The sequence below is a fragment of the Listeria sp. PSOL-1 genome (genome assembly GCF_902806445.1).
Classification (GTDB): Bacteria; Bacillota; Bacilli; order Lactobacillales; family Listeriaceae; genus Listeria.
The window spans coordinates 1,524,603-1,537,067 of record NZ_LR760298.1; the positions used below are offsets into that span (position 1 = coordinate 1,524,603).

Genomic DNA, 12,465 nt, shown 5'->3' on the forward strand with positions numbered 1-12,465 from the left:
ACTCCTTAATCTGTTAATTTCTTCATAATTTGGTAAAGCGATTTGACATCTTCTGGCTTTGTATCGCCACTTTCTTTATCAATGATTGAGCTATAAACATGTGGAATGATTTTTTTTACGCCGGCATCTAAAGCGATTTGGACAATTTCTTCAAAATTCTCTAAATCAATACCTCCTGTTGGTTCTAAGTAAAAATCATTTTCTGCACAAGCTTTGGCTACAGCGCGATATTCTGCTTCATGAGCAAGGCCTTTCATTGGGAAATATTTAATAGAACTACCACCCATATCTTTTAATAAAGCAATAGCGGTTTCAATTGGCACTTCTGCTGCGTCCATTTTACTGCTTAAAGGACCGGTTGCAATATTGACATAGCCCACTTTTCCGGTTGGAGAAACAAGACCATTGATTACGGTTTCATTTTGTCCTAAAAGTGCTCTACTCGCACCGACACCTGTAAATACTTGATTGACATGTTGCGGCCCTAATTCACTAGAAATTCGTGCTACCATGGCGCTTTGATTTGGGTTTCCTGCGCCAAGACCTACTGATAAAGCATTGTCCGTTGCAGCGATGTACTTTTTCATATCAGAAATAGCCGCTTCGTCATTTTTATAGTTGATTGAAAGCACACCTAAAATCACATGTCCTTCTGCTGCTTCAAAACATTCTTTCGCATTTTCTACAGAATTGGCTAGCACATTTAAACAAATGCGGTCATTTAAATATTTTGGTGTTTTATTCATTCTTTTTTCCCACTTTCCATAATTTCTTTTAGCCTTGCTATAATTGCTTGCATTTCTTCTTCATTTACAGCGCGAATGTCAAACTCAATAATGCCGTTATTAGCTTGGTATTCGCGTGTATAGATCGCTGGGTTATGACTTTTTAGCTCACTGATGACTTCTTTTGCTGAACGATCGATTACTTTTACAGAAGCGCGGTAAATCTCTCTCCCAGCAGCATCTTGAACTTCTTTAACGGATAATCCAGTAATACTATTTAACGCTTCTATAAAAGGTTTTAGGCGTTGTTTCATTTCTATTCCTGTTTCGCCTGGCTCCTTCAAATAACGTTCGACAGCTCCGGTAAAGGCAACAATATTTTCTTTGCCGATTTTCATTGCTCTCCCGATTCCTTTAGATTGCATTTGCACCCAACTAATCGGCTCTTTTTTACCAATGACAAGTCCAGAAGTCGGACCATCTATGGCTTTAGCACCGCTATAAATAACAAGATCTGCCCCTGCTTTTGTATACTTAGTTAAGTCTTCTTCTGCTGCTGCGTCCACAATAAGTGGGACTTGATATTGTTTGCTGACTTCAACCATTTCTTCTACTGTTAACATGCTTTTTTGAACAGTATGATGACTTTTGATGTAAAGAAGTGCGGCTGTATTTTCGGTCATCATCATTTCGACGTGCTCTTTTTGGCACATATTAGCGTAACCAGCTTCTCTTATTTCACCGCCACCGACTTGGACCATTACTTCCACTGCTGTGCCATAATCGACATTGTGACCTTTAGGAATAACAATTTCACGCTTTTGTATCTCTTTTGCATAAGGATGATACAGATGATATGGATCACCTTTTCCAATTAAAGCTGAGATAGACTGTGCGATGCCTGCTGAAGCGCTTGAAACAACACAAGCATCTTCTACATTTAATAAGTTTGCGATATAAATGCCTGTTTTTTCTACCAAATCGGCAATCTCAAAAAAATTTTGCCCAGCAAATTTTTGCAAATTGGTAATTTCATCAGGTGTTTTTGAGACGCCTAGAATCGTCATTTTTCCTGATGCGTTAATCACTTCTTTTAACTTATACTTTTCATAAATATTAGATGTCATATAAAACACCTCCAACAATCGTTTTAATTGGTACAATTAGCTCAGATGTGTTCTCTTTATTGCCATTTGAATCAACCAACTCTTTATTGCCATTTTTCACATCAAAAATAGTGATATCAGCATCATATCCAACTCTTAATTGGCCTTTTTTTGCTAGTTTAAAATTATCTGCTGGATGCTCGGTTACCATCTTGATAATTTCGGTAAGTGGATAGCCGACTAGCCGTAATTTTTCCATTGTTGTGGCTAAATCGTACACTGGCCCTTTTTCTCGATTACGATGGTAAATATCTGTGCTTAGGGAATAAGGGGTTATTTTTGCTTCCTTTGCACAAAAAGCTGTATGAAAGTTAAAACTATCTGTTCCATGGCCGATATCAAAGCGAACACCTCGCTTATAAGCATCCATTGCAACCGCTTTAATTTTATTTGTCTGCTTATCTACAATACCATTTTCTTTCCCATTAAAACAGTGTGTCAAGATATCCCGCTCATCAAGTCGTGACAAAACATCGCTTAATTCTGGCGGATTTGAACCGATATGAATCATGAGTGGCATGTCGTTTAGTTCAGTTTGCAGTTCTTTAGCTAATAAAAGCGGGTGATAATCGTTTTCCCCTACAACCGTTTTACTTAAGCGTACTTTTAAGCCAATAACAAATTGCGGCAAGGCAGCCACTTGTTTCTTTAATAAGTCTTTTTGGACGTTATGCAAATCGGATAACTCATCTTGGCGAATAATCCCGATTTTAGAAATATTAATCATAGCATAAACATTGGTCTTGGCCTTTCTTATTTGTTCATAAAAAGTAGAAATCGTGTCTGCGCCAGTAGATCCTGCATCAATGATCGTTGTTACACCTTTTTTGATACCGATTTCATCTGGCTGATCGTAATAAATGGGCATATCGTCATCACAGTGCACATGGTCATCTATCCAGCCAGCTGAAATATAATGATTCCTAGCTAACTCTACAACTTGCTTTGCTTCTTTATTAATCGTAGGAGAAACCATTTCGATCTTGCCATTTTTTACTCCAATGGATAAGCATTGATTGTCCACTGTCAAACCATTTTTAATAAGTAAATCTAACAATCTATCTCCTCCTTCATAAACATTATAACATTATAATGTTTATGAGTACAACTACTTTTTTAAATTTCATATTCGATTTTATATGGGAAATCCTGTGTATTATATAATCCAATTGAAAACTCAATGAGCTCTGATTGACTATTGTACGATTTGCGAATTCGTTTCAAACAATGATTTGTTTCTGCTTGTAGCAAATTTTTTTCACTTTCCTTAAGTTCTGCTACTTCAAAGGTATCATCGAAAGAAACGACGACTTGCTGATTTTCTTTTAATAACTGATAAAGTGAAATATTATCTAAGTTAAGGTTCTTATCAACGACTTGATGAACACCGCGAAGATAATGTTCATAAAGGATATAGGGTTTGCGATTTAAGAGATACATTCTTTTGATCATCATAATTGGTTCGTCAAAAAATTGGCTTATAAGGGCATTTTCTGCTGGCTGAACCAGCTTGATCTCTAAGATTTCCTTTGTTATCGTATAACCGGATTCCTTCATAATTGTTGAAAAAGATTTGGCTTTAGAAAGTTTATTAAAAAGTTGATTGCTAACAACCATCGTCCCTTTACCACGTTGTTTCCGAAGATAACCTTCAGAAACCAAAAGAGCAACGGCTTGTCTGATAGTTACCTTACTAACTTCAAACATTTTCTCAAGTTCTGTTTCACTTGGAATATATTCTCCTATCACATAAACACCAGAAAGAATTTTCTTTTTTATTTCTTTAGCGATTTCTTGATATAGGATCACATTTTTTTTCATCTACCTGACTCCCGTTCTTTTCATTTTCTAGTAAGCTCATCATAAAATATTCATGCTGAAATGACAATAAATGACTTATTCCGCAATATTTAAAACTAGATTTTCCACCTATCATAAAAAAACTGCAAACAAAGATTTTATATTTCCTTTGTTTACAGTCTAAAGCGATAGGTTTTACATTTATTTGTAGAACTTAAATTTACCTTTTTTGGCCATGATGTTAAGTCCGCCAATTTGTAGTAATGCGCGGTCATCAATTACTTTTTTCATGACTGAGGCTGGGTAACCTTTTAAATTTTTACCAAAGACAACACCGATCGCATCATTATCGCCAAGTGAACATACTGTTCCTTTTTCATGATATTCGAAATTGATTAGGTCTGTTTCACCTTTAGCAAGTTTTGCTAAATTAACAGTAGCAACATCCGCTTGCTGCATAGCGATTTGAGCAGTTGGTGGATAAGGTCGTTCATTTTCAGGATTAATGATCAGTGAGCAGTCACCTATTATTAAAATTTCTTCATTGCCAGGAACTGTTAAATTATTATTTACTTTCACACGTCCACGTCCTGCTTCAAAACCTGACTCTTCAATAACACTATTACCGCGAACACCAGCGGCCCAAATAATCGTTCCAGCTTTAATTTCTTTCGTTTCTGTTTCGTTGTCAGCAAATTTGACACCATCTGCTGTCGCTTCTTTAACAGGCTTGCCAACGAAAAATTCAACGCCACGATCTTCTAAAACACTAACACCATAATCCACCAATTTGGCATCAAATTGTGGTAACACTTTTGGTGCAGCTTCCATACAAATGATGCGAACTTTTTCACGAGGAATGTCATACGTTTTTACAAGTTCTGGCATGCGGTTCGTTAGTTCTCCAAGAAATTCGATTCCAGTAAAACCAGCGCCCCCCACAATAATTGTTAATAGCTCATCTTTTTGTTCGGTTTTCCATTTGGCAAATTGCTCTTCAATGCGCGCCCGGATCTTTTTAACAGAATCAATGCTTGTAATGGTTAGAGCATATTCCTTCAAACCAGGAATGCCAAATGTCTCAGCTTCTGATCCAAGTGCAATAAGTAAATAATCATAAGAAATTTCACCTTCATTTTGCAAGGTTACTGTTTTTTCATCACGATTAATTTTGACTACAGTATCTTGAATGAAAGTGGATTTTTTGCTATCTACAACTTTTTCAATTGGATATATTAATTTTTCAGGATCAAGTGTCCCAGCTGCTGCTTCGTGTAACCATGTTGTTTCATGGTGATAGTCATTTTTATTTACAAGAACTAATTCTGCGTCCAAGTTTTCATGTTGTAATTTTTTTAATGTTTTAAGACCGCCATATCCTGCGCCAAGGATGACAATTTTAGTTTTACTCAATGTTATCACATCTACTTTCCCTTTGTATTTTTCTCGCGTACTTAAATTGCAATAAACTTATTACAAATTATGTAGATTGCGCTTTAACCTACAAAATAACTTATAACTAATATGATAGTATGTTTATGAACTATTTTCAAGGATGTAATCTCAAAATGTTTGTTTTCTTTTACCCTTTTTGTTCAAAAACTAACATGTTTTCAAAATCACCAAAACATGTTTTTTTATTTTTTTATGATAAAATATGGTTTACTAATCGAATACTAGGAGGTAATCATTTTGGATGAACAAGCCAAAATTTATGATATAACAATCATAGGAGGCGGTCCGGTTGGTCTTTTTGCGGCCTTTTATGCAGGGATGCGAAAAGTAAATGTTAAAATTATCGAAAGTTTACCTCAATTAGGCGGACAGCTTTCAACACTTTATCCTGAAAAATATATATATGATATCCCAGGCTTTCCAGCGATTCGCGCCCAAGCCTTAATCAACAACCTTACTGAGCAAATGCAGCCTTTTCACCCAGAAGTTTGCTTGGGAGAGACGGTTTTATCTGTTATTAAGCAAGCAGACAGTACATTTGAAATTACAACCACACAAGATGTTCATTATAGTAAAACAATCATTATTACTGCCGGAAACGGAGCTTTTGAACCTCGTAAGCTGGAACTCTCTCATGCCGTTCAATATGAAAATAGCAATTTACACTATTTCATTGATGACTTAAGTCTTTTCAAGGATCATCGCGTAGTTGTTTGTGGGGGCGGTGATTCAGCGGTTGACTGGGCACTTATGCTTGAACAAGTAGCTCATTCAGTAACGATTGTTCATCGTCGTAAAGATTTCCGCGCTCATGAACATAGTGTAGAAAAGTTAGCAAACTCATCTGTTAGCATTATGACACCATTTCTTCCAACAAAAATAACCGGTACTTCTGGAAAAATTACTTCGATCGAGTTACAAGAAGTGAAAGGTGAGCAACAAATTGAGCTAGAGATTGATGATTTTATTGTCAATTATGGTTTTGTTTCTTCACTTGGACCGATTAAAACATGGAATTTAGACCTTCAGCGTAATTCGATTGTCGTCAATTCTAAAATGGAAACATCCATTGCTGGCATTTACAGTGCTGGCGATGTTTGTACATATGACGGCAAAGTAAAATTAATCGCTACGGGCTTTGGTGAAGCACCAACTGCCGTCAATAATGCAATCAATTACATGGATCCAAAAGCGCGCTTACAGCCAACCCATTCTACTTCTCTTTTTGAATAAACCCAAAGTTTGACTTGTTAAGCGAACGGGAAATTATTTATTATATCTATGATTTAAGGAGGTCATTGCCATGAATGTACTTGTCATTGGTTCTAATGGGCAAATAGGCCGGCAAATTGTTAAAATGCTCGCGCTAGATAAAGGTTTTTTTGTTCGAGCAATGATTCGTGATCCTCATCAGGCAGAAGCATTAGAAAAATTAGGTGCAAAGCCAATTATTGCTGATCTAGAGCAAGACTTCAGCTACGCATATGATGCAGTTGACGCTGTTATTTTCACTGCTGGTTCTGGAGGAAATACAGGCCCTGAAAAAACGATCGCTGTCGATCAAGACGCCGCGATTAAAGCAACAAATATTGCCGAACAAAGAGGAATTAAACGCTTTATCATGATTAGCTCCATTCATGCAGGAGAACCAGATAAAGGCCCTGAATCACTGGCAACTTATTTGATAGCTAAAGGGAAAGCAGACGATCACTTAATGGCAAGCAAACTGCCTTACACGATTATCCGACCTGTTAGTTTAACAAATGAGGCAGCAACTGGCCGGGTTGACTTGGTTTCAGACACTTCTTTAACCACGATCCCACGCTCAGATGTTGCAGCTTTTACCGTAGAGGCATTAACCCATCAGGAAGCGCAAAATAAAATTTATGAAATTGCAAGCGGTTCAAGAGATGTGGATACTTTTGATTTTAATTAACGTATAAAAAGAGGAAAAAATTCATCTTCATTGAATTTTTTCCTCTTTCTTTTATACGAATAAGCGCACAGATACTGCGATAAAATGGCCTTTTAATCACGTACAATTAAAACATCACACAAAGCATGTTGAATGATGTAGCCAGATACGCTACCAAGTACAGCTTCTTCAATTCGATTTAAACCAGTAGCTCCACAAATGATCAAATCTGCTTTATAAAGGTTAGGTAAATCATCAGATAAAAGCTTTTTAGGATTCCCTTTTTCAATAAAATGGTCAATCGTGGTTATACCTGATTCTTTTGCACGTTCGACGTGTTTAGCGATACTCTTTTCCATATCACTTGAAAGTTGATTTTCCCACATACCTCCATCAGGTGAATATGCAGGAAACGAGCGTGTATCAATTACCGTTGCTAGCCCTACGTGAGCATTTAGTTCAAGTGCAAGCTCTACGCCACGACGAAAAGCAAGCTCTGATTCTTCTGAGCCGTCTAGCGCAATTAGAATACGTTGATATTTTTTAGTCATTTTCTTCCCCCCATTAAAGAATAGCTTCTTTTTCTTATACCTGTTTAAGAATAGTTATAAACCTTTAAAGTTGCTGATAGATTTTCTTAAGTAATTCTTCTTTGGAACGACCTGAAACGACTACACCTTCTACAAGTGCAAATAAACTCCTTCCGCATAACTCACAATGGGCTAAACAATCATATTGGATCACATCAACATTTTCATCTTTTAAAAGGGTATCATATACCTCAAAAGCACCAGAGGCTAAATTATTTACACAAAATTCGACAAGAGGTTTCAAACAAAATAATCCTCCTTACATTGTTGGTTCGTAACCATACTCGATCATTAATTTATAAATATCTTGAAGGCGTGGCTCACCTTCTATCACGATTTTATTATCTAAAACAATGACTGGATATAGATAATCTTCGGCCATGATTCTTTGTGCCATTTGCCTTTCTTCTTCAGTCATCCCCTTTGTTTCAAAAACATCAAGATACTTAATGAGAAAAGGCTGTTGTTCAAATTTTCTTTCAATCGCAGCGCTTAACCACTCTTTTATTGCTTTGGAAGATGGAGCGCCCACACAACTAGCACATGCCACGGATGATCCATAGACATATAATTGTACAGTTTTTTTCACATTTCCCACCACCCTGTTTTTATTTTACAAGATGCAAGGTAAATTTGCGATTTTCCTGTTTATGCAATCTTCTTTTCATTTTATGATAACCTGTTATAATAGAGAATATATTAAAATAAAGGAGTTCGTGTTTGCATGGATCAAATTAGCTATGCTGAAGTTGAAAAAGCATTAAAAAAATTTCGTCCTTTTTTACTTCGTGATGGTGGCGACTATGAACTCATTGATGTAACGAACGATGGTATCGTCAAAATCCGTTTGCTCGGGGCGTGCGAAGTTTGCCCAAGCTCAGATATGACTTTAAAAATGGGCATTGAGCTAACACTTTCTGAAAGAGTCCCTGGTTTTAAAAAAGTTGAACAAGTTTATTAATCCAAAACCAAATGTCCGCCTACAAGCGTTCATTTGGTTTTTTAATGGGTTCCATTTTAGCGTCGTTTAACTTCGACCTGGCGAATTGAATTTTTATTCATTGAGCTGACGGTAAATTCCCAGTCATCAATGATCAGCTGATAACCTGTATCCAGATCAAATTTTTGCAATAATAAATAGCCAGAAATGGTATGGACATCAGAACTATCCAGTCGAATTCCAAGGACTTCCTCAACGCTTACAAGGGGTTCGCTTCCTGCAATCATATAATGATTTTTTGCAATTTGGCGCACACCTTTTGGCTGATTCGCTTCTTCCATGTCGCCAACAATGACTTCCATAATATCTTCTAATGTAATAATCCCTGATGTCCCGCCGTATTCATCTGTAAGCACAACAAAAGTTACGCCTTTTTGCTGCATTTTGATAATTAACTCTTCTAAGATTATTCCTGCAAAAACTTCCACAACCGGTGACATAAATGAGGAAACTGGCTGATAAAGAGCCTCCGTATTTCCCCCCAAACCAGCTGTTACCTGACTAATTGGAAGAATCCCAACAATCTTATCCTTATCATTGTTTGCAGTGACGGGGAAAATGTGATAGGTATGCTTTGTTGTCAGTTGCAATAAGTCTTGAACCGTTGCCGTTTGATCGATAGCAACCACTTCTGTACGGGGTGTCATTACTTCTTGAGCGGGAACATCATTGAGCTGAAAAATATTATTCATGTAGCGAAATTCTTGGGAGTTTAACAAACCTTGCTTATAGCTATCTTCAAAAATAATTTTTAATTCAGTCGGTGTAAGTTGGTCTATTTCTGTTTTATTTTTTGCACCAAATAAACGAGCAATTAAATTAGCAGAATGGTTTAATAACCAATTAAGTGGAAATGTGACATAATACCAGTAAATTAAAGGTCTTGCTACAAATAATGCCACTCTTTCGGTACTTTGGATTGTTAAAGTTTTTGGAGCTAACTCGCCTAATACCACATTAAGGAAAGTGATGGTAATAAAGGAGGTGAACACAGCAATTGGCCGTTCAAGCGCTTCTGGGATGGGTAACAAATAAAAAAATGGTTCTAACCAATCGCGCATGGTATCTTCGCCAATCCACCCCATTGCAAGCGCTGCGAGTGTATTTCCTAACTGGCATGCTGCTAAATAATCATTCATATTTTGCGTAACTTTAAGAACTTGCTTAGCACCACGTTTACCCTCTGCAACCATACTTGTTATCGTCGGTTTTCTAATGGCAACAATAGCAAATTCAGAAGCAACAAAAAAAGCGGTTGCGGCGATTAGCAAAAGAACAAAAAAATTATTAAACCATTCCATGTAGACGCCTTCCTCCTACTTTAACTAAAACGTTTCTGACACCACAAGAAGCTTTCGTTAGCGATTAATCAAACTGCCATTCTGCTAATGTACCGATTGAATACGTTGGTTGAAGTTGTTTTGTTTTAAGGGCTTCTTTGGAAGTAAAACCTGTATGAACGATCGCTGTATCCATGCCAAGTCGAATCCCTGCTAAAATATCCGTCTCATAATTATCACCAATCATAACCGCTTCTTCCTTCGCTACACCTAGTGCAAGCAATGCTTGTTCCATAATAATACCCTCTGGTTTGCCAATAAAAATCGGCTTGGTTTCTGTTGTAGTAGCTACAAGTGCTGTGATGGAACCATTTCCAGGTAAAAGGCCTCGTTCAGTTGGTATAGCAGCATCAGCATTCGTAGAAATAAAAGTCGCACCATTTCGAACAGCAAGTGCTGCAAGTGCAAGTTTTTCATAAGTCAAAGAACGATCTAGTCCAACAACAACAAATGCGGGATGATCTTTTGTTATTTGAAATCCCTTTTCCTCTAATGCTGTAATTAAACCATTTTCTCCAATTGGATAAACCGTTTTTCTAAGTCCTTGTTTCGCCATAAATTCAGCAGTTGCAAGAGAAGAAGTGAAAATATGTTTCGCTTCTGCTTCAATATTCATTTTCTTAAGTTTAGTGGCAATCTCTTCAGGCGTACTTGCTGAATTATTGGTTACAAAAAGGTATGGAATTCCTTTTTCATTTAATCTTTTAATAAATTGAATAGCTTCAGGAATAACATTTTCCCCGCGATACATTGTGCCATCTAAATCGATCAAATAGGCTTGATAAGATTTCATTATTTTCTACCCCTTTTGTTTTACTTTCTTCAAGACAAAATAAGCACAACCAAAATTGCAATATTCATAGAGATATTCTTTAAGTGTACTAATCTTGTTGTCATAGCTTGCTTTTCGGTTTGCATCATCAAAAAAGCCTTTAAGTCTAAGCTCATCATATCCCCAGTCGCCAACAATGTAATCATATCTCCCAAGAATATCGCTGTATCTTTCTGTTAATTTTTCTTCATTGTAGCAGTCACGGTAATTCTCAATAAGTTCATATTCATGTCCACCAATTTTAATCAAAATATATCCTCCTTGCTACCCATAAATTGCCTTTAATTTCCATGTTAAAATATCTCTTAAAAGCTCCGGTGCGTAAACTTCTTTTTGCTTTATTTCTTTAATAATCGGGAAAAAGGGTGCATAAACAAAAGTATCATGTGTTACAATACGATAGGTTTTATCTATAGCAATTCTTTCATTATCCCAAAGAGCTAGCGCTTTTTCTTGATCAAAGCTTGCCCGCTTTAACTGTATTTTACCAAAAACCTGCCCGCGGAAACCAAATCCTTTAAGTGGAAAATGGAGTAATTCAGCTTGTTTACGATGAATTTCTTGAATCAAAACTTCTAATTCTAGCCCATTCATCGTTAAAACAATCAAGTTTAGTGGATGTGGTAATAATTGGTGGATATCAAAGGCAGTAACCGTTCCAGGGCCCAAATCGGTCATATAAATACCAGCATTTGTTAAAAAGCTATCTGCCTTTGCCCATTCACAAGCAGCTACGTGAAATAAGTCCGCTATTTGTGAATCGCCAAACCAATTATGCTCTAACTTTTTAGGGAGCGCAACCACTTTTTCCGATAGCTGGCTTTTACCTTTCGTAAAAAAGCCAGCTATTTGGTTATTTTCATCAGTTGGTTCAGGTAAATCAGCTGTTTTAAATGTCGTGGCTGTTTTCGCAATAATCTTACCTGTTTCAGCAAACACGAGCTCGACTTTTCCTAGATATTCTCCCCATCTTCCAGCTGCTGCAAGTAAGGTATTTCCAATTATTTCTCCATTTTCAAGTAGATGATGCGTATGGCTACCGAGAATGACATCAATTTCAGGAATTGTCATAGCAATTTCTTTATCTGTAGGGAGCCCTAAGTGCGACAATAAAACAATAGCGTCTACTGATTCTGGTAAGTGACGAATTTGCTCATGAATAGCGGCTATTGGCTCTGAAATTTCCCAATCAAGTGCTGTATAATATTCACTAAACGGGGCTGTTGCACCAATTAATGCGATTTTTTTATCCTCTACTTCTTGTAAAACAAAGGGTTTAAGCCAACTAGGGCGTTTTGTTTTTTTCTTATCAAGATATAGATTACAACAAACTACTGGAAAAAGAGCATTTTCATATAACTGATCTAAATGTTGGTGAGAAAGTGTCAGACCTTCGTTATTCCCAATCGTAACAGCATCATAGGGCACCTGATTTAATAAATCAATATTTGCTTTTCCATAAGTCCCTTCTGTAAGTGGATGGACTCGATCAATAAAATCACCAATATCAAAAAACAGCGCCTGCTCTTGCTTTTTTTGAGCCGCTAATTTCTTGCCTTTTAAAAAAGCAAAAATTCGTGGCCAATGTTCGAGATGACTATGAATATCGTTCGTATGCCATATCGTTAAATGTTTCATGCGT

General features: G+C 36.8%; 15 protein-coding genes. 3 read left to right on the forward strand and 12 right to left on the reverse strand.

Annotated features, from left to right (window positions below; translation table 11 throughout):
* Nucleotides 1–5: 5 nt before the first annotated feature.
* The 5 genes from G6Q10_RS07445 to G6Q10_RS07465 all read right to left on the reverse strand — a co-directional run bounded on the left by G6Q10_RS07445 (nucleotide 6) and on the right by G6Q10_RS07465 (nucleotide 5,104).
* Nucleotides 6–746: a 2-dehydro-3-deoxy-phosphogluconate aldolase gene (locus G6Q10_RS07445; RefSeq protein ID WP_163654699.1), complete on the reverse strand. Its 741-nt coding sequence runs from the start codon at nucleotides 744–746 to the stop codon at nucleotides 6–8.
* Nucleotides 743–1,852: a DgaE family pyridoxal phosphate-dependent ammonia lyase gene (locus G6Q10_RS07450; protein ID WP_163654701.1), complete on the reverse strand. Its 1,110-nt coding sequence runs from the start codon at nucleotides 1,850–1,852 to the stop codon at nucleotides 743–745. The genes G6Q10_RS07445 and G6Q10_RS07450 overlap by 4 nt, the downstream gene beginning before the upstream one ends.
* Nucleotides 1,842–2,948, reverse strand: coding sequence for an amidohydrolase/deacetylase family metallohydrolase (locus tag G6Q10_RS07455; protein ID WP_163654703.1), 1,107 nt, complete (start codon nucleotides 2,946–2,948; stop codon nucleotides 1,842–1,844). The genes G6Q10_RS07450 and G6Q10_RS07455 overlap by 11 nt, the downstream gene beginning before the upstream one ends.
* A gap of 59 nt (nucleotides 2,949–3,007) precedes the next feature.
* A complete protein-coding gene (locus G6Q10_RS07460) occupies nucleotides 3,008–3,712 on the reverse strand; it encodes a GntR family transcriptional regulator (protein WP_163654705.1) in 705 nt (234 codons plus the stop codon).
* Between the two features lie 180 nt (nucleotides 3,713–3,892).
* Complete coding sequence (locus tag G6Q10_RS07465; protein ID WP_163654707.1) at nucleotides 3,893–5,104, reverse strand: NAD(P)/FAD-dependent oxidoreductase; 1,212 nt, start codon at nucleotides 5,102–5,104, stop codon at nucleotides 3,893–3,895.
* Between the two features lie 279 nt (nucleotides 5,105–5,383).
* On the opposite strand from G6Q10_RS07465, the gene G6Q10_RS07470 reads away from it, so the two are divergent.
* Nucleotides 5,384–6,379: an NAD(P)/FAD-dependent oxidoreductase gene (locus tag G6Q10_RS07470; protein WP_163654709.1), complete on the forward strand. Its 996-nt coding sequence runs from the start codon at nucleotides 5,384–5,386 to the stop codon at nucleotides 6,377–6,379.
* 70 nt (nucleotides 6,380–6,449) lie between these two features.
* Nucleotides 6,450–7,082, forward strand: coding sequence for an SDR family oxidoreductase (locus G6Q10_RS07475; RefSeq protein WP_163654711.1), 633 nt, complete (start codon nucleotides 6,450–6,452; stop codon nucleotides 7,080–7,082).
* 92 nt (nucleotides 7,083–7,174) lie between these two features.
* Here the strand turns inward: G6Q10_RS07475 and G6Q10_RS07480 are convergent, their stop codons facing one another.
* From G6Q10_RS07480 to G6Q10_RS07490, 3 genes are all read right to left on the reverse strand, one after another.
* Nucleotides 7,175–7,612 (reverse strand): universal stress protein, encoded by a 438-nt coding sequence (locus G6Q10_RS07480; protein WP_163654713.1) that lies wholly within the window; start codon nucleotides 7,610–7,612, stop codon nucleotides 7,175–7,177.
* A 64-nt stretch (nucleotides 7,613–7,676) separates the two neighbouring features.
* Nucleotides 7,677–7,895, reverse strand: coding sequence for a DUF1450 domain-containing protein (locus G6Q10_RS07485; protein ID WP_163654715.1), 219 nt, complete (start codon nucleotides 7,893–7,895; stop codon nucleotides 7,677–7,679).
* 15 nt (nucleotides 7,896–7,910) lie between these two features.
* On the reverse strand, nucleotides 7,911–8,240 hold the full coding sequence (locus G6Q10_RS07490) for a DUF1462 family protein (protein ID WP_163654717.1): 330 nt from the start codon (nucleotides 8,238–8,240) through the stop codon (nucleotides 7,911–7,913).
* 135 nt (nucleotides 8,241–8,375) lie between these two features.
* On the opposite strand from G6Q10_RS07490, the gene G6Q10_RS07495 reads away from it, so the two are divergent.
* On the forward strand, nucleotides 8,376–8,612 hold the full coding sequence (locus G6Q10_RS07495; protein ID WP_163654719.1) for a NifU family protein: 237 nt from the start codon (nucleotides 8,376–8,378) through the stop codon (nucleotides 8,610–8,612).
* A 56-nt stretch (nucleotides 8,613–8,668) separates the two neighbouring features.
* Here the strand turns inward: G6Q10_RS07495 and G6Q10_RS07500 are convergent, their stop codons facing one another.
* From G6Q10_RS07500 to G6Q10_RS07515, 4 genes are all read right to left on the reverse strand, one after another.
* A complete protein-coding gene (locus G6Q10_RS07500; protein ID WP_370519526.1) occupies nucleotides 8,669–9,952 on the reverse strand; it encodes a hemolysin family protein in 1,284 nt (427 codons plus the stop codon).
* 64 nt (nucleotides 9,953–10,016) lie between these two features.
* Nucleotides 10,017–10,784 carry a TIGR01457 family HAD-type hydrolase gene (locus G6Q10_RS07505; protein WP_163654721.1) on the reverse strand — a complete coding sequence of 256 codons (768 nt, stop codon included), beginning with the start codon at nucleotides 10,782–10,784 and terminating at the stop codon, nucleotides 10,017–10,019.
* Between the two features lie 6 nt (nucleotides 10,785–10,790).
* Nucleotides 10,791–11,072 (reverse strand): YutD family protein, encoded by a 282-nt coding sequence (locus G6Q10_RS07510; protein ID WP_163654724.1) that lies wholly within the window; start codon nucleotides 11,070–11,072, stop codon nucleotides 10,791–10,793.
* Between the two features lie 15 nt (nucleotides 11,073–11,087).
* Nucleotides 11,088–12,461: a bifunctional metallophosphatase/5'-nucleotidase gene (locus G6Q10_RS07515; protein ID WP_163654726.1), complete on the reverse strand. Its 1,374-nt coding sequence runs from the start codon at nucleotides 12,459–12,461 to the stop codon at nucleotides 11,088–11,090.
* Nucleotides 12,462–12,465: the final 4 nt, after the last annotated feature.